Origin of the sequence: Pseudomonas wadenswilerensis (assembly GCF_900497695.1) — a bacterium.
Lineage (GTDB): Bacteria > Pseudomonadota > Gammaproteobacteria > Pseudomonadales > Pseudomonadaceae > Aquipseudomonas > Aquipseudomonas wadenswilerensis.
Genome location: NZ_UIDD01000006.1, coordinates 297,197 through 314,074 on the forward strand (window position 1 = coordinate 297,197; position 16,878 = coordinate 314,074).

Genomic DNA, 16,878 nt, shown 5'->3' on the forward strand with positions numbered 1-16,878 from the left:
TGTGCATGCTCGCTTGCTGCAAGCGCTGGTGTTGCTGGCACTGCTGTGCCTGGCCGGGGTGGCAGGCGCCCAGGAAGTACCGCAGAGCATATGGCCGGATGCAATCCGCGGCTTGCACGCCTTAGAGGCTCACGCTCACGCGGCGGTGGTGCAAAACCCCACGCTGGCGAGAGTCGACAGCTTTTGGCACGAGAACGGGCGCTTGATCGCCCAGGCCTGTGCGGTGGTCGGCAGCTTGCTGGCATTGGCGCTGATCTGGATTCACTACCTGCGCCAGTCGATCCGCAAGTGTGAACGGGCCGAACGGGCGCTGACCGCGATGTACGCCGAACTGCAAGCGGCCAAGGAACAGGCAGAGGCGGCCAATCAGGCCAAGACGACGTTTCTGGCGACCATGAGCCACGAGATCCGCACGCCGATGAATGCCCTGCTGGGCATGCTGGAGCTCGCCCAGGAAAAGGCCGATCAGGGCGTGCTCGATCGGCTGGCCATCGAGGTGGCCTCAAGCTCGGCGCGCGGTCTGCTTGAGTTGTTGGGCGATGTGCTGGATGTCACCCGCATCGAGTCCGGCCATTTGCTGCTCGAGCCGCGCCGCACCCCACTGCGTCAGCAGGTCGAAGGGGTGGTGCGCATGTTTGAACAGCAGGCCTTGAGCAAGGGCCTGCGCCTGCATCTGGAGGTTGTCGGTGCGCTGGAAAGCGATGTGTTGCTCGACGCCCTGCGTTTCAAGCAGATTCTGTCCAACCTGATCAGCAATGCCATCAAGTTCACCCGTGAAGGCTCAGTGCGGGTTCGCCTGGAAACTCAACGGCAGCGCCACCGGGTCGCGGTCACCCTGGTGGTGGAAGATACCGGCGTCGGCATTCCCATGGCCGACCTGGCACGCCTGGGCACACCCTATTGCCAGGCCAGCAACAACCGGCAGGCGGGGCGCAATGGTGCGGGGCTGGGGCTGAGCATCTGCCGGATGCTGTGCGAGCTGATGGGCGGGCGCATGCAGCTCGACAGCAGCATCGGTGTTGGTACGCGCGTCGAGCTGCAGTTGAGCCTGACCTGCCTGCCACCTTCGGCTTCCAGCGACGTGCCAGGTGGGCGCCGGGAAAACGCTGGCGGGGTGAAGTCGCTCAAGGTGCTGGTGGTGGATGACTATCCGGCCAACCGCATTCTGCTCATGCATCAGCTGGGCTATCTGGGCCATCGCGTGCGGGTTTGCGAGCACGGCGGCGAGGGGTTGCGTTGCTGGCTGCGAGAGTCGTTCGATGTGGTCCTCGCCGACTGCAACATGCCGATCTTCGATGGCTATCGGCTGGCCAGGGCGATCCGCGAGCATGAACGACGGACAGGCAGGCGGGCCTGCCAGGTGCTGGCGGTGACCGCCAACGCGCAGGCGTCGGAGCGCGCCCGTTGCCTGGCGGCGGGGATGAATGCCTGCCTGTTCAAGCCCTTGAGCATCGATGACCTGGCGCAGGCGTTGGGGGGTGTGGCGGGCCGCACCGTGGTGCCGGTGGCGGCTGAGGCATTACCGGTGCTGCCAGGCATGGACATTTCCAGCCTGCTGGTGCTGGCCGCAGGTGATCAGGGCAAGGTGCAGGCCCTGCTCGGCGATCTGGTCAGCAGCAATCGCCAGGATCTGCGGCAGCTGGACCGGCTGCATGACGGCAAGGACCTGGTGGCGCTGGCCGACCTGGTGCACCGTCTCAAGGGCGGCGCCCGGATGATCCGGGCGCATGAGGTGCTGGCAATCTGTGTCCAGCTGGAACAGGCCTGCACCTCGCGGGCTCCAGCCCACCGTATCAGTCAGCTGGTGCAGATGTTGCGACAGGCGATTGTCGATCTCGAGCAGCACCTGGAACGCTATTGTCAGGGCGAGGCGGTCAGCCCTTGGTGATCAGGTTGCCGGCGTGCAGCCCGCATTCCTTCTGGGTTGACTCTTCCCACCACCAGCGGCCTTCGCGCTCGTGCTGGTTCGGCAGCACCGGGCGCGTGCAGGGTTCGCAGCCGATGCTGATGAAGCCGCGCTCGTGCAGGCTGTTGTACGGCAGCTCGAGCATGCGGATGTAGCCCCAGACTTCTTCGCTGCTCATCTGCGCCAGCGGGTTGAACTTGTACAGGGTGTGCTCGGGGGTGGAGAACGCGCTGTCGATTTCCAGCGCGGCGACCTGGCTGCGGGTGCCCGGGCTCTGGTCACGGCGCTGGCCGGTGGCCCAGGCGCTGACGGTGCTCAGCTTACGCCGCAGTGGTTCGATCTTGCGGATGCCGCAGCACTCGCCATGGCCGTCCTTGTAGAAGCTGAACAGGCCTTTCTCTTTGACCAAGGGCTCGAGCTTGCTGTGGTCGGGGGAGAGGATTTCGATCGGCAGCTTGTACTGTTCGCGCACCTGGTCAATGAAGCGGTAGGTTTCCGGGTGCAGGCGGCCGGTGTCGAGGCTGAAGACCTTGACGTTCTTGTTGAGCTTCCAGGCCATGTCCACCAGCACCACGTCCTCGGCACCGCTGAAGGAAATCCACAGGTCATCGCCGAAGTGCTCGAAGGCCAGCTTGAGGATGTCTTGTGGCGACTTGTTGGCGTAGGTCGCGGCCAGGGCGGCGACGTCGAAGGGTTGGCTCATCAGGCGGCTTCCGGTCATTGAATGGCGCTTGGCGCTCGTAATACCTGCGATCTTAACAAAAATTGCCGGTGTCGACGCCGCGCATGTAGAGTGCGGCTTCCCATTTTTGGCGTTGTTCGAGGAGTGTGCTGTGGAAATTGCCTGTCTCGACCTGGAAGGTGTGCTGGTCCCGGAAATCTGGATCGCCTTCGCGGAAAAAACCGGAATCGAATCGCTGCGGGCCACCACCCGCGACATTCCCGATTACGACGTGCTGATGAAGCAACGCCTGCGCATTCTCGATGAGCATGGCCTGAAGCTTTCCGATATCCAGGCGGTGATCGCCACGCTCAAGCCGCTGGACGGCGCCATCGAGTTCGTCGACTGGCTGCGTGAGCGCTTCCAGGTGGTGATCCTTTCCGACACCTTCTACGAATTCTCCCAGCCGCTGATGCGCCAGCTGGGCTTCCCGACGCTGCTTTGCCATCGCTTGATCACAGACGAAACCGATCGGGTTACCGGTTACCAGTTGCGCCAGAAAGATCCCAAGCGCCAGTCGGTGCTGGCCTTCAAGAGCCTGTACTACCGGGTGATTGCCGCGGGGGATTCGTACAATGACACCACCATGCTCGGCGAGGCGGATGCAGGGATTCTGTTCCATGCGCCGGAGAACGTGATCCGCGAGTTTCCGCAGTTCCCGGCGGTGCATGATTTCGAGGCGCTGAAGAAAGAGTTCATCAAGGCTTCGAACCGGTCGTTGAGCCTGTAGGGGCCTCATCGCTGGCAAGCCAGCTCCCACAGGTTCACCACCCAACCTGTGGGAGCTGGCTTGCCAGCGATGCTTTTAGAGACTTTGCAAGGTCTCGAGCAACACCTTGACCTTGGTGATCGACTCTTCGTACTCCGCCTGCCAGTCCGAATCCGCCACCACTGCGCCCCCCCCCCAGCAGCACACCTGACCGTCCTTGACCAGCAGGCTGCGGATGGCAATCGAGCTGTCCATCTCACCACGCACGTCCACATACAGCAGGGATCCGCAGTACAGCGCCCGGCGGCTGGGCTCCAGCTCGTCGATGATCTGCATGGCGCGGATTTTCGGGGCACCGGTGATCGAGCCACCGGGGAAGCTGTCGGCGATCAGGTCCAGGGCATCCTTGCCGGCGGCCAGGCGCCCGGTGACGCTGCTGACCAGGTGATGCACGTTGGGGTAGCTTTCCAGGCTGAACAGTTCCGGCACCTTCACCGAGCCGATCTCGCAGGTGCGCCCCAGGTCGTTGCGCAACAGGTCGACGATCATCAGGTTCTCTGCACGATCCTTGCGACTGCCCAGCAGTTCGGCGGCGTTGCGCGCATCTTCAGCGGCATCGCTGCTGCGTGGGCGGGTACCCTTGATCGGCCGGGTTTCTACCTGGCCATTGCTGACCTGGATGAAACGCTCCGGCGAGAAGCTCAGCAGCGCGCTGCCATCGGCCAGTAGCTGGAAACCCGAATAGGGTGTCGGGCACGCCTGGCGCAGGGCCTGGTAGGCGTGCCAGGGCTCGCCCTGGCACGGCGCGCGAAAGCGTTGGGTGAGGTTGATCTGGTAGCAGTCGCCAGCATGGATGTACTGCTGCACGCGGTCGAAGGCCTGGCGGTAGGTTTGCGCGCTGATATCGCCGCGCATCGGTGCTTGCAGCGAGAAACCGGTGGCGTCGGCGGGGGCGGGAGCCTCGAACAGTTCGATCAGGCGCTGGCGCTCGGCCTCGGCCAGGCTTGGGTGAAACAGCAGCTGGCTGTGCTTGAGCTGGTGGTCGCTGATCAGCGCCCAGGCATACAGGCCAAGACTGGCATCGGCCAGGCCCAGGTCGTCGACGGCAATGCTGGGCAAATGCTCCAGGCGCCGGCCGAAGTCGTAGCTCAAGTAGCCGATCAGGCCACCGGCAAACGGTAGTTCGATGCCATCGGGTACATCCGCCCGGCCCAGTTGCGCCAGGCTTTCACGCAGGCGCTGCAGGTAGGCGCTGCCGCTTTCATCCACAGTGGGCGCCAGGGTCTGCAGTGGCCAGGCACTGAGCAGGTCAAAGCGGCCACGCTCGGCGGTCGGCCGGGCGCTGTCGAGCAGCACGGCGCCGGGAGCCTTGCGGACGCGCGCGAAGTAGGCCGCAGGGTTGGCCTGGTAGGGCAGGGGATGGAGCGTACAGGTCGGCATGCAAGTAACAGCTATGAATGCGGGGGAGGCGATTGTAGTCCTCTGTAGGAAATGCTCCTAGCGCTGACTACGACATTGAGTCTCCAGCCCGCGCCAGCCGGGAAGGCTGACGCAGGCGGAGTGTTGACTCAGCTCGGCACGTGGCCGAACAGCTCCTGGGCGAAGCGCACGCGCTCTTCGACGCTCTCCTGACGGCCGTCTTTGGCCAACTGCTCCAGGTGCGCCTCGACTGCGTGGGTACGCAGGGTCAGGCCGCAGTCGTTGGCGATCTGGATGTTCAGGCCGGGGCGGGCGTTGAGTTCGAGGATCAATGGGCCCTTGTCCTGGTCCAGGACCATGTCGACGCCGATGTAGCCCAGGCCGCACAGCTCGTAGCAGCCGGCGGCAAGCTTCATGAAGCCGTCCCAGTTCGGCAGTTGCACGCCGTCCACCGCGTTGGTGGTGTCCGGATGCTTGCTGATGATGTTGTTCAGCCAGGTACCGCGCAGGGTCACGCCGGTAGCCAGGTCCACGCCGACGCCAATGGCGCCCTGGTGCAGGTTGGCCTTGCCGCCGGACTGGCGGGTCGGCAAACGCAGCATGGCCATCACCGGGTAGCCCATCAGCACGATGATGCGGATGTCCGGCACGCCTTCGTAGCTGATGCTCTTGAAGATCTGGTCCGGGGTGACCCGGTACTCGATCAGTGCGCGGTCGCGGTGACCGCCCAGGGAGTAGAGGCCGGTGAGAATGCTGGAGATCTGGTGCTCGATTTCCTCGTGGCTGATGATCTTGCCCGAGACCGTGCGATAACGGTCTTCGAAGCGATCGGCAACCACCAGGATGCCGTCACCGCCGGCACCCTGGGCAGGCTTGACGACAAAGTCGCTGCGCCCGCCGATGATTTCCCCGAGCTTGTCGATCTCTTTCTCGGTGGAGATGATCCCGTACATTTCCGGCACATGGATGCCGGCCTGGATCGCACGCTCCTTGGTGATGATCTTGTCGTCGACGATCGGGTACAAGTGGCGCTTGTTGTACTTGAGGACGTAGTCCGCATTGCGCCGGTTGATACCCATGATGCCCCGGGCCTCCAGGGCTTTCCAGGTTTTCCAGAGACCGAACATCAGGCGTCAGCCTTCACGAAAGCCTTGAAACGCACCAGCTCCGTCAGGCGGTAGCCGCGGTAGCGACCCATCGCCAGCATGAAGCCGACCAGTACCAGCAGCACCGCCGGGAAGGTGAAGACGAAGTACACCAGCTCCGGCACGCTCATCAGCAGGTGCGCCAGGGAGGCGGCGAACAGGGTGCCGATCGCCACTTTCATGGCATGGCCGCCACCGCGCTCTTCCCAGGTGATCGACAGTCGCTCGATGGTCATGGTCAGGATCACCATCGGGAACAGCGCCACCGACAGGCCGCGTTCCAGGCCCAGCTTGTGGCTGAACAGGCTGATCGCGGCGATCAGCACCACGACGAAGGTCAGCACCACCGACAGGCGCGGCAGCATCTGCAATTTAAGGTGTTCGAGGTAGGAGCGTAGCGACAGCCCGAGCGCGGTAATCACCGTGAACAGGATGATGCCGAAGCCCAGCTGGGTTTCGCGGAAGGCCAGGGCGATCAGCACCGGGGTGAAGGTACCCAGGGTCTGGATGCCGATCAGGTTGCGCAGCACCAGGATCACCAGTACGCCGATCGGGATCATCACCATGATCATGAAGGTCTGCTGGGTCTGCAGCGGCAGGCCGTACAGCGAGTATTCGAGGAAGTCGGCGTCGGTGTTCTCGTCGGTCAGCTTGGCCAGGCGAATGGCGTTCATTTCGCTGTTGTTGAGGCTGAAGCTGACGTTGGCTTTCTTGCCGCCATCGACGGTGATCAGGTTGTCATCGCCGGTCCACCACAGCAGGCGGTCGGCAGGCAGGCCTTGCTCGCCGGTGTCCGGGTTGAAATACAGCCAGTCGGTGCCGTTGAAACTGCGCAGCCACAGTTCCGGGGTTTGCGGCTGGTCGGCGACCAGGCGGATGGTGTGGACCTTCTCGACCGGTACGTGGGCGATGGACAGTAGCAGGTCGATGACCTTGGCCTTGTTCAGCGACGAGGTGTCGCCGGCCAGCAGCAGCTTGACGTTGTCGTCGTTGAGGTTGTTGACCCGCTTGATGGTTTCACCGACGAAAGTTTCGACGTCGGCCGAATGCTGGCGAATAGGTGCCATCAGGGCTTCGGCGGCGATCTTCTCGGGGCCTTCGACGGCCAGGCTGTCACGGAAGGTCGGGCCCTTGATCTTGGCCTTTTCGGTGCTGTAGCGCTTGGTCAGCACCAGACGGTAGTAGAGGGTCTGGTTGCCGTTGGCGCGGCGTGCCGACCAGGTCACCTTGCGGTTGCCGTCGACGCGGTTGACGCTGACGCCATAGTTATTGGAGATGAAGCTCTCGTTGAGGCTCACGTAGTCGCGGCTCAGCGGTGGTACGAACATCTGGACCTTGACCGGGTCCTTGGGGCTGGCGACGAACTCGACCTTGGCGTCGATGTTCCACAGGTCATCGGTTTCATCCTCGGTCACCGGAATGCCGAGAAAGAAGATCTGATAGGCCGTGACCAGGATGCCCAGTAGCACCAGGACGGTAATCAGGACTTTCAGATGGAGGGTAAGAGAGCGCATCAGGATTACTCTGCGGTGTGAGCGTCAGTGGCGCAGGCGGGTTTGCCGGCAGCGTATTTAAGGCTTGGATCGACCAGCGCGTCGAAGTGCTTGAGGGCCTCGGAGCCGATCAGCAGCGGATACTGGAACGCGCTGCGGTCGGTCAGGTTCACTTCGATGCTGCGCAGGGCCGTACCCATGCAGATGTTCATGGCAATCACCGGACGGGCGGTATAGGCCTTGCCTTCGTCCGGGTCGTAATCACCGGCGCGTCGCTTGATCTTGCTGACGCGGGCCAGTGGTCGTTCTATCGGATGCGAGTGGGCAGCGTCAATTGCCAGGTAGAAGCGCACCCAGGACTCACCGTTGCGCTTGAAGCGCTTGATGTCGCGGGCACTGAGCGAGGCGGTCTTGGCCCCGGTGTCGAGTTTGGCTGCCACTTCCAGGTCGATATCGGCCAGGCGGGCGTATTCATTAAGGCCGTACACGGTCTTTTCCGCGGCCTGGCCCAGGGCCGGCAACAGACAGAGGCTGAACAACAGTGGGAGGGGCGTAAGTCTCATAAATCCTGGCGCGGTGCTGTGCGATGTTCGGGTCAAGGCCACTGGCAGTACTGCGCAAGCTTCCTCGTTTACCTGGCACCTGCATGAACAGATGACAGACACACTATTCGTGCCCCGTCGGGAGGCGCGGCATTCTATCACGCTGGTGTGCTGGCGCCAGCGGCTGCACTCAGACAACAGCGGGGACCTTGAAGTTCGTTCTTAGACGATTGTCGACAATGTTGATTTTGTCTTTGACTATTCATGCTGGTTTGGCTAGTTTTGCCCTCATTGATTTATGAGGTGTCGACAATATGCTGGACACAGCCCAAGCCCCCGGCACAGTGGCAGACGACAGCGAAACCCTCTCGGAAAACGTCTTCCGGCGTATCCAGGCGGCTATCGTCAAAGGCGAGATCGCCCCCGGCAGCAAGATCTCCGAGCCTGAGCTGGCGCGCACCTACGGCATTAGCCGCGGGCCGCTGCGCGAGGCGATCCACCGCCTGGAAGGCCAGCGCCTGCTGGTGCGCGTGCCCCATGTCGGGGCACGGGTGGTGTCGCTCAGCCATGCCGAGCTGATCGAGCTGTACGAGATTCGCGAGTCCCTCGAAGGCATGGCCTGCCGCCTGGCCGCCGAGCGTATGAGCGTAGCCGAGATCGACGAGCTGCGCCGGGTGCTCGACACCCACGAGCGCGACGCCACCTTCCAGGCCGGCCTTGGTTATTACCAGCAGGAAGGCGATTTCGACTTCCATTACCGGATCATCCAGGGCAGCGGCAACCGCACCCTGGTGCAGATGCTCTGCGGCGAGCTGTATCAGTTGGTGCGCATGTATCGCATCCAGTTCTCCGCCACGCCCAACCGGCCACGCCAGGCGTTCGCCGAACACCACCGGATTCTCGATGCCATCGCCGACCGTGACGGTGAACTGGCCGAGCTCTTGATGCGCCGTCACATCGGCGCCTCCAAACGCAACATCGAGCGTCACTATCTGGACGCTACCAGCCCACGAGGTGAGTCATGAGTCAGAAAAGCAGTCCCGGCCAGCGCTTTCGCGATGCAGTTGCCGCCGAACACCCGTTGCAGGTGGTCGGTGCGATCAACGCCAACCACGCGCTGCTGGCCCAGCGTGCCGGTTTCAAGGCCATCTACCTGTCCGGTGGCGGCGTGGCCGCAGGCTCGCTGGGCCTGCCTGACCTGGGCATCAGCGGCCTGGACGACGTGCTGACCGACGTACGGCGCATCACCGACGTCTGCGACCTGCCGCTGCTGGTGGACGTCGATACCGGTTTTGGCTCCTCGGCGTTCAACGTTGCGCGTACCGTCAAGTCGATGATCAAGTTCGGCGCCGCCGCTATCCATATCGAAGACCAGGTCGGTGCCAAGCGCTGCGGCCACCGCCCGAACAAGGAAATCGTCTCCCAGCAGGAGATGGTCGACCGCATCAAGGCCGCCGTCGACGCCCGTACCGACGACAGCTTCGTGATCATGGCGCGTACCGACGCGCTGGCCGTCGAAGGCCTGGAAGCGGCCCTGGACCGCGCCGCCGCCTGCATCGAGGCCGGTGCCGACATGGTCTTCCCGGAAGCCATCACCGAGCTTTCGATGTACAAGACCTTCGCCGACCGGGTCAAAGCCCCGATCCTGGCCAACATCACCGAGTTCGGCGCCACGCCGCTGTACACCACCGAAGAACTGGCTTCGGTCGATGTCTCGCTGGTGCTCTACCCGCTGTCGGCCTTCCGCGCCATGAACAAGGCTGCCGAAAACGTCTACACCGCGCTGCGTCGCGACGGCACGCAGAAAAACGTCATCGACACCATGCAGACTCGCATGGAGCTGTACGACGCCATCAACTACCACGTGTTCGAGCAGAAGCTCGACGCACTGTTCGCCCAGAAAAAGGGCTGAATGCCCGAACCTGTAGGAGCGGGCTTGCCCCGCGATTAGCCAAGATTCCATAACAATTTCAAAAGTGGAGAAAGACATGGCCGAAGCAAAAGTACTCAGCGGTGCCGGCCTGCGTGGTCAAGTGGCCGGGCAAACCGCACTGTCGACCGTAGGGCTGGCCGGTGCCGGCCTGACCTATCGCGGTTATGACGTGCGCGACCTGGCCGAGCACGCGCTGTTTGAAGAAGTCGCCTACCTGCTGCTGTACGGCGAGCTGCCGAGCAAGGCGCAACTGGCCGAGTACCAGCACAAGCTCAAGGCCCTGCGTGACCTGCCGCAAGCCCTGAAAGAAGTGCTCGAACGCATTCCGGCGAATGCTCACCCGATGGACGTCATGCGCACCGGTTGCTCGGTGCTCGGCACCCTGGAGCCGGAGCTGACCTTCGACCTGCAGCACGACAAGACCGACCGCCTGCTGGCGCTGTTCCCGGCGGTAATGTGCTACTGGTACCGCTTCACCCACGATGGCGTGCGCATCGACTGCACCAGCGATGAAGACACCATTGGCGGCCACTTCCTGCACCTGCTGCACGGCAAGAAGCCGAGCGAGCTGCACGTCAAGGTGATGAACGTCTCGCTGATCCTCTACGCCGAGCACGAGTTCAACGCCTCGACCTTCACCGCGCGGGTCTGTGCCTCGACCCTGTCCGACCTGTATTCCTGCGTCACCGCGGCCATCGGCTCGCTGCGCGGCCCGTTGCATGGCGGCGCCAACGAAGCGGCGATGGAGCTGATCGAGCGCTTCCAGAGCCCGCAGGAAGCGGTCACCGAGCTGCTGCAGATGCTGGCGCGCAAGGACAAGATCATGGGCTTTGGCCATGCCATCTACAAAGAGTCCGACCCGCGTAACGAAGTGATCAAGGCCTGGTCGAAGAAGCTGGCCGATGAGGTGGGCGACACTGTGCTGTACCCGGTGTCCGAAGCCATCGACAAGACCATGTGGGAGCAGAAGAAGCTGTTCCCCAATGCCGACTTCTACCATGCCTCGGCGTACCACTTCATGGGCATCCCGACCAAGCTGTTCACCCCGATCTTCGTCTGCTCGCGCCTGACCGGCTGGGCGGCGCATGTATTCGAGCAGCGTGCCAACAACCGCATCATCCGCCCGAGCGCCGAGTACACCGGCGTCGAACAGCGCAAGTTCGTGCCAATCGAACAACGCTGAGACTGGCTCACTGGGCCAGCACTGGAGCTTGTGCTGTTGTGGGAGCCGGCCTTGCCGGCGATGGAATCGACGCGGTGTCAGGTGCATCGCGCTGGCTGCATCGCTGGCAAAGCCAGCTCCCACAGGGTTCCGGGCTGGCCGCTGTGCCACCGACCTTACCGTGATTGAGTCCCTGTGCCATGAATAGTGAATTTCGCAAGAACCTGCCGGGCACTGGCCTGGATTATTTCGACGCCCGCGCGGCGGTCGATGCGATCAAGCCCGGCGCCTATGACCGTCTTCCTTATACCTCCCGCGTACTGGCGGAAAACCTGGTGCGCCGCTGCGATCCGGCCAGCCTCAATGCCTCGCTGGGCCAGCTGATCGAGCGCAAGCGCGACCTCGACTTCCCCTGGTTCCCGGCCCGCGTGGTGTGCCACGACATCCTTGGCCAGACCGCGCTGGTCGACCTCGCCGGCCTGCGCGACGCCATCGCCGACGGTGGCGGTGACCCGGCCCAGGTCAACCCGGTGGTGCCGGTGCAGCTGATCGTCGACCACTCCCTGGCGGTGGAATGCGGTGGATTCGACCCGCAGGCGTTCGAGAAGAACCGCGCCATCGAAGACCGCCGCAACGAAGACCGTTTCCACTTCATCAACTGGACCAAGAAGGCGTTCAAGAACGTCGACGTGATCCAGCCAGGCAACGGCATCATGCACCAGATCAACCTGGAGAAGATGTCGCCGGTGATCCATGCCGAGCGCGGCGTGGCCTACCCGGACACCTGTGTCGGCACCGACAGCCACACCCCGCACGTCGATGCCCTGGGCGTGATCGCCATCGGCGTCGGCGGCCTTGAAGCCGAGAACGTCATGCTCGGCCGCGCCTCGTGGATGCGTCTGCCGGAGATCGTCGGCGTCGAGCTCTCGGGCAAACCGCAGCCGGGCATCACCGCCACTGACGTGGTGCTGGCCCTGACCGAATTCCTGCGCAAGGAAAAGGTGGTTGGCGCCTACCTGGAATTCTACGGCGAAGGTGCTCGCGCCCTGACCCTGGGCGACCGCGCGACCATCTCCAACATGGCCCCGGAATACGGCGCCACCGCGGCGATGTTCTCCATCGACCAGCAGACCATCGACTACCTCAAGCTCACCGGCCGTGAAGACGAGCAGGTCAAGCTGGTGGAAACCTACGCCAAGGTCGCCGGCCTGTGGTCCGACAGCCTGGCCAACGCCGAGTACGAGCGGGTGCTGCGCTTCGACCTGTCCAGCGTGGTGCGCAACATGGCCGGGCCATCCAACCCCCACGCCCGGGTCGCCACCAGCGACCTGTCGAGCAAAGGCATTGCCGGCCAGTGGGACGAAGTGCCGGGGCAAATGCCCGATGGCGCGGTGATCATTGCTGCGATCACCAGCTGCACCAACACCAGCAACCCGCGCAACGTGATTGCCGCCGGTTTGCTCGCACGCAACGCCAACAAGCTTGGCCTGGTGCGCAAGCCGTGGGTGAAATCGTCGCTGGCACCGGGCTCGAAAACCGTGGCCCTGTACCTGAAAGAGGCGGGCCTGGATGACGAGCTGGAGCAGCTCGGTTTCGGCATCGTCGCCTTTGCCTGCACCACCTGCAACGGTATGTCCGGTGCGCTTGATCCGGTCATCCAGCAAGAGATCATCGATCGCGACCTGTACGCCACCGCCGTGCTCTCGGGCAACCGCAACTTCGACGGTCGTATCCACCCGTACGCCAAGCAGGCGTTCCTGGCATCGCCGCCGCTGGTGGTGGCCTATGCGATTGCCGGCACCATCCGCTTCGACATCGAGAAGGACGTGCTGGGCGTGGTCGATGGCAAGGAAATCCGCCTGAAAGACATCTGGCCAAGCGACGAAGAGATCGACGCGGTGGTCAAGGCGGCGGTCAAGCCCGAGCAGTTCCGCCAGGTGTACATCCCGATGTTCGCCGTGCAGGAAGACACCGGACCCAAGGTCACCCCGCTGTACGACTGGCGCCCGATGAGCACCTACATCCGCCGCCCGCCGTACTGGGAAGGCGCCCTGGCCGGCGAGCGCACGCTCAAGGGCATGCGCCCGCTGGCGGTGCTGCCGGACAACATCACCACCGACCACCTGTCGCCGTCCAACGCCATCATGCTCGACAGTGCGGCCGGTGAGTACCTGGCGAAAATGGGCCTGCCGGAGGAGGACTTCAACTCCTACGCGACCCACCGTGGCGACCACCTGACCGCGCAACGCGCAACCTTCGCCAACCCCAAACTGTTCAACGAAATGGTCCAGGAAGGCGGCAAGGTCAAGCAGGGTTCGCTGGCGCGCATCGAGCCGGAAGGCAAGGTCACCCGTATGTGGGAAGCGATCGAAACCTACATGCAGCGCAAGCAGCCGCTGATCATCGTTGCCGGTGCCGACTACGGCCAGGGCTCGTCCCGTGACTGGGCGGCCAAGGGCGTGCGCCTGGCCGGTGTCGAGGCCATCGTCGCCGAAGGCTTCGAGCGAATCCACCGCACCAACCTGGTGGGCATGGGCGTGTTGCCGCTGGAGTTCAAGCCGGGCGTCAACCGCAAGACCCTGGGCATCGACGGCACCGAAACCTTCGACGTGCTCGGCCAGCGCACCCCGCGGGCGACCCTGACCCTGGTTGTCACCCGGGCCAACGGCGAACGTGTCGAAGTGCCGGTGACCTGCCGCCTGGATACCGCCGAAGAAGTGTCGATCTACGAAGCCGGCGGGGTGCTGCAGCGCTTTGCCCAGGACTTCCTCGAATCGGCGGTAGCGGTTTGATGGGTTGAGGTACAGGCAACTTGCCCTCTGTGGGAGCTGGCTTGCCAGCGATGCCGGCACCGCGCAGTGCATAGACCGCGTCGATGCCATCGCCGGCAAGCCGGCTCCCACAGGGAAGGTGAATAGCCTGAAGATTGCTGAACGACAACAGGACAAGACCCCCATGGCTCACGTACCCCAGATCAAAATCCCCGCCACCTACATCCGTGGCGGCACCAGCAAGGGCGTTTTCTTCCGCCTCGACGACCTGCCGGAAAGCGCGCAGATCCCGGGCCCGGCCCGCGACGCGCTGCTGCTGCGGGTGATCGGCAGCCCCGACCCCTACGGCAAGCAGATCGACGGCATGGGCGGCGCAACGTCCAGCACCAGCAAAACCGTGATCCTTTCGCGCAGCATCAAGCCCGAGCACGATGTCGACTACCTGTTCGGCCAGGTCTCGATCGACACCGCGTTCGTCGACTGGAGCGGCAACTGCGGCAACCTCTCGGCAGCCGTCGGCTCGTTCGCCATCAGCGCCGGCCTGGTCGACAGCGGCCGCATCCCGCACAACGGCATGGCCGTGGTGCGCATCTGGCAGGCCAATATCGGCAAGACCATCATTGCCCATGTGCCGATCACCAATGGCGAAGTCCAGGAAACCGGCGACTTCGAACTGGACGGCGTAACCTTTCCGGCCGCCGAGGTGCAGCTCGAGTTCATGGACCCGGCCGCCGATGAAGACGGCGAGGGCGGCTCGATGTTCCCCACCGGCAACCTGGTCGACGACCTGGTGGTACCCGGTGTCGGCACGCTGAAGGCCACGCTGATCAATGCCGGCATTCCGACCATCTTCATCCAGGCCGAAGCCATCGGTTACACCGGCACCGAGCTGCAGGACGCGATCAACAGCGACCCGCAAGCCCTGGTCCGTTTCGAGACCATCCGTGCCTATGGCGCGGTGCGCATGGGCCTGATCGAGCATGTCGACGAAGCCGCCAAGCGCCAGCACACACCGAAAGTCGCCTTTGTCGCGCCACCGGAGGCCTATCAGTCATCCAGCGGTAAAGCCGTGGCCGCCAGCGACGTTGATCTATTGGTAAGGGCGCTGTCCATGGGCAAGTTGCACCACGCCATGATGGGCACTGCCGCCGTGGCCATCGGTACTGCCGCGGCAGTGCCTGGCACCCTGGTCAACCTCGCCGCCGGTGGTGGCGAGCGCACGGCCGTACGTTTCGGTCACCCGTCGGGCACCCTGCGCGTTGGCGCCGAAGCCCGGCAGGTGAACGGTGAGTGGACTGTCACCAAAGCAATCATGAGCCGTAGCGCTCGCGTACTGATGGAGGGCTGGGTACGGGTACCCGGTGATGCCTTCTAACCAGTAGCGGCGCTTGGCTCCCTGTTACCTACGTCAACAGAGAGATGTGAAATGAGTGCCAACGTTGATATGAACAACCGCCCCGATTATGACCGGGTGCTGCAGGACATCGCTGATTACGTCCTGGGCTTCAAGGCCGAATCGCCGGAGGCGCTGGACACGGCGCGCAACTGCCTGATGGATACCCTGGGCTGCGGCCTGCTGGCGTTGCGCTTCCCCGAATGTACCAAGCACCTGGGGCCACTGGTGGAAGGGACCGTGGTGCCGTTCGGCGCGCGGGTGCCGGGTACCAGCTACCGCCTGGACCCGGTCAAGGCCGCTTGGGACATCGGTTGTATCGTCCGTTGGCTCGACTACAACGACACCTGGCTGGCCGCCGAGTGGGGGCATCCCTCGGACAACCTCGGCGGCATCCTGGCCGTGGCCGATCACCTCTCGCAAAAACGTGTGGCCAATGGCGAAGCGCCCTTGAGCATGCGCGTGGTGCTTGAGGCGATGATCATGGCCCACGAGATCCAGGGTGTGATTGCCCTGGAAAACTCCTTCAACCGCGTCGGGCTGGACCATGTGCTGCTGGTCAAGGTCGCCTCGACGGCCGTGTGCGCCAAGCTCATGGGCGCCAATCGCGAACAGCTGCTGGCGGCACTTTCCCATGCCTTCGTTGATGGCCAGGCGCTGCGTACTTATCGCCATGCGCCGAATGCCGGCTCGCGCAAGTCCTGGGCGGCGGGCGATGCTTCCAGCCGTGGCGTGCGCCTGGCCGATATCGCCCTGCGTGGCGAGATGGGTATTCCCGGGGTGCTGAGCGCGCCGCAGTGGGGCTTTTATGATGTGCTGTTCAGTCATGCCAACAAGGACCTGGCGCTCAAGCCTGAAGACAAGCGCGCCTTCAGCCTGACGCAGAAATACGCCAGCTACGTGATGGAAAACGTGCTGTTCAAGATCAGCTTCCCTGCCGAATTCCATGCCCAGACCGCCTGTGAGGCGGCGGTGATTCTGCACCCGCAGGTGCGCAACCGCCTGCATGAAATCGAGCGTATTGTCATTACCACCCATGAATCGGCGATCCGCATCATCTCCAAGGTCGGCACCCTGGCCAATGCCGCCGACCGCGATCACTGCCTCCAGTACATGACCGCCGTGCCGCTGATTTTCGGCAACCTGGTGGCCGAACAATACGAAGATGATTTCCATGCCGCGCACCCGATCATCGACCGCCTGCGCGAGAAGATGGAGATCGTCGAAGAGCCGCGTTATACCCGTGAATACCTGGAGGCCGACAAGCGTTCGATCGCCAATGCCGTGCAGGTGTTTTTCAATGACGGTTCGAGCACCGAGCAGGTGGTGGTGGAGTACCCGATTGGCCATCGTCGCCGTCGGGCCGAGGGGATCCCATTGCTGGAAGAGAAGTTCAAGGCCAACCTAGCGACGCGTTTTACCGGGCAGCGCAGCGCCGAGATCTTTGCCTTGTGCAAAGACCAGGCGGCGCTTGAGGCGACGGCGGTGCAGCGGTTTGTGGATTTGTTCGTGATCTGAAGGGCCTCATCGCCGGCAACGCCGGCTTGTGTCTTGAGGTAGGAATAGAATCAGAAGTGAGAGCGGTGAATGGCAAGCTGTACGCCGGTAGTGCTTAAAGCACGTGTGGGAGCAAAGCTGCCATTCACCTCTCCACTCTGGCCCGAGCCCGAACAGTTGATTGAGC

The 16,878-nt window shown here is 63.4% G+C and carries 13 protein-coding genes; 8 read left to right on the plus strand and 5 right to left on the minus strand.

Features of this window, described 5'->3' with window-relative positions:
* Position 1: 1 nt before the first annotated feature.
* On the plus strand, positions 2-1,888 hold the full coding sequence (locus tag CCOS864_RS10230) for an ATP-binding protein (protein WP_167458874.1): 1,887 nt from the start codon (positions 2-4) through the stop codon (positions 1,886-1,888).
* On the opposite strand, the gene CCOS864_RS10235 is transcribed toward CCOS864_RS10230, so the two are convergent.
* On the minus strand, positions 1,875-2,609 hold the full coding sequence (locus tag CCOS864_RS10235) for a phosphoadenylyl-sulfate reductase (protein ID WP_115086352.1): 735 nt from the start codon (positions 2,607-2,609) through the stop codon (positions 1,875-1,877). The genes CCOS864_RS10230 and CCOS864_RS10235 overlap by 14 nt on opposite strands.
* Positions 2,610-2,739: 130 nt before the next feature.
* On the opposite strand from CCOS864_RS10235, the gene thrH reads away from it, so the two are divergent.
* Complete coding sequence (thrH, locus tag CCOS864_RS10240; RefSeq protein ID WP_038609216.1) at positions 2,740-3,357, plus strand: bifunctional phosphoserine phosphatase/homoserine phosphotransferase ThrH; 618 nt, start codon at positions 2,740-2,742, stop codon at positions 3,355-3,357.
* A gap of 75 nt (positions 3,358-3,432) precedes the next feature.
* Here the strand turns inward: thrH and pabB are convergent, their stop codons facing one another.
* From pabB to rloA, 4 genes are all read right to left on the minus strand, one after another.
* On the minus strand, positions 3,433-4,776 hold the full coding sequence (pabB, locus tag CCOS864_RS10245; RefSeq protein ID WP_115086187.1) for an aminodeoxychorismate synthase component I: 1,344 nt from the start codon (positions 4,774-4,776) through the stop codon (positions 3,433-3,435).
* Between the two features lie 128 nt (positions 4,777-4,904).
* Positions 4,905-5,882 (minus strand): alpha-L-glutamate ligase-like protein, encoded by a 978-nt coding sequence (locus CCOS864_RS10250; protein WP_115086188.1) that lies wholly within the window; start codon positions 5,880-5,882, stop codon positions 4,905-4,907.
* A complete protein-coding gene (gene rloB, locus CCOS864_RS10255) occupies positions 5,882-7,414 on the minus strand; it encodes an osmotic stress tolerance membrane protein RloB (RefSeq protein WP_115086189.1) in 1,533 nt (510 codons plus the stop codon). The genes CCOS864_RS10250 and rloB overlap by 1 nt, the downstream gene beginning before the upstream one ends.
* 5 nt (positions 7,415-7,419) lie before the next feature.
* Complete coding sequence (gene rloA / locus CCOS864_RS10260) at positions 7,420-7,956, minus strand: retropepsin-like aspartic peptidase RloA (RefSeq protein ID WP_026001282.1); 537 nt, start codon at positions 7,954-7,956, stop codon at positions 7,420-7,422.
* A 293-nt stretch (positions 7,957-8,249) separates the two neighbouring features.
* On the opposite strand from rloA, the gene CCOS864_RS10265 reads away from it, so the two are divergent.
* The 6 genes from CCOS864_RS10265 to prpD all read left to right on the plus strand — a co-directional run bounded on the left by CCOS864_RS10265 (position 8,250) and on the right by prpD (position 16,712).
* Complete coding sequence (locus tag CCOS864_RS10265; protein ID WP_045194728.1) at positions 8,250-8,960, plus strand: GntR family transcriptional regulator; 711 nt, start codon at positions 8,250-8,252, stop codon at positions 8,958-8,960.
* A complete protein-coding gene (gene prpB, locus CCOS864_RS10270; RefSeq protein ID WP_010222526.1) occupies positions 8,957-9,847 on the plus strand; it encodes a methylisocitrate lyase in 891 nt (296 codons plus the stop codon). The genes CCOS864_RS10265 and prpB overlap by 4 nt, the downstream gene beginning before the upstream one ends.
* Before the next feature lie 76 nt (positions 9,848-9,923).
* The gene (gene prpC / locus CCOS864_RS10275) at positions 9,924-11,051 is read left to right on the plus strand and encodes a bifunctional 2-methylcitrate synthase/citrate synthase (RefSeq protein ID WP_115086190.1); all 1,128 of its coding nucleotides are present in this window, start codon (positions 9,924-9,926) and stop codon (positions 11,049-11,051) included.
* 179 nt (positions 11,052-11,230) lie between these two features.
* Entirely contained in the window at positions 11,231-13,822 is a 2,592-nt protein-coding gene (acnD, locus tag CCOS864_RS10280; protein WP_115086191.1) for a Fe/S-dependent 2-methylisocitrate dehydratase AcnD, read from the plus strand.
* A 163-nt stretch (positions 13,823-13,985) separates the two neighbouring features.
* Positions 13,986-15,176: a 2-methylaconitate cis-trans isomerase PrpF gene (gene prpF / locus CCOS864_RS10285; protein ID WP_115086192.1), complete on the plus strand. Its 1,191-nt coding sequence runs from the start codon at positions 13,986-13,988 to the stop codon at positions 15,174-15,176.
* A gap of 51 nt (positions 15,177-15,227) precedes the next feature.
* Positions 15,228-16,712: a 2-methylcitrate dehydratase gene (prpD, locus tag CCOS864_RS10290; protein WP_115086193.1), complete on the plus strand. Its 1,485-nt coding sequence runs from the start codon at positions 15,228-15,230 to the stop codon at positions 16,710-16,712.
* Positions 16,713-16,878: the final 166 nt, after the last annotated feature.

Bases quoted from the DNA above. Each gene is read 5' to 3' on its own strand.
- CCOS864_RS10235 (WP_115086352.1), bottom strand. From the start codon at position 2,609: ATGAGCCAACCCTTCGACGTCGCCGCCCTGGCCGCGACCTACGCCAAC.
- prpB (WP_010222526.1), top strand. From the start codon at position 8,957: ATGAGTCAGAAAAGCAGTCCCGGCCAGCGCTTTCGCGATGCAGTTGCC.
- CCOS864_RS10265 (WP_045194728.1), top strand. From the start codon at position 8,250: ATGCTGGACACAGCCCAAGCCCCCGGCACAGTGGCAGACGACAGCGAA.
- acnD (WP_115086191.1), top strand. From the start codon at position 11,231: ATGAATAGTGAATTTCGCAAGAACCTGCCGGGCACTGGCCTGGATTAT.
- CCOS864_RS10250 (WP_115086188.1), bottom strand. From the start codon at position 5,882: ATGTTCGGTCTCTGGAAAACCTGGAAAGCCCTGGAGGCCCGGGGCATC.
- prpC (WP_115086190.1), top strand. From the start codon at position 9,924: ATGGCCGAAGCAAAAGTACTCAGCGGTGCCGGCCTGCGTGGTCAAGTG.
- rloB (WP_115086189.1), bottom strand. From the start codon at position 7,414: ATGCGCTCTCTTACCCTCCATCTGAAAGTCCTGATTACCGTCCTGGTG.
- prpD (WP_115086193.1), top strand. From the start codon at position 15,228: ATGAGTGCCAACGTTGATATGAACAACCGCCCCGATTATGACCGGGTG.
- pabB (WP_115086187.1), bottom strand. From the start codon at position 4,776: ATGCCGACCTGTACGCTCCATCCCCTGCCCTACCAGGCCAACCCTGCG.
- prpF (WP_115086192.1), top strand. From the start codon at position 13,986: ATGGCTCACGTACCCCAGATCAAAATCCCCGCCACCTACATCCGTGGC.
- rloA (WP_026001282.1), bottom strand. From the start codon at position 7,956: ATGAGACTTACGCCCCTCCCACTGTTGTTCAGCCTCTGTCTGTTGCCG.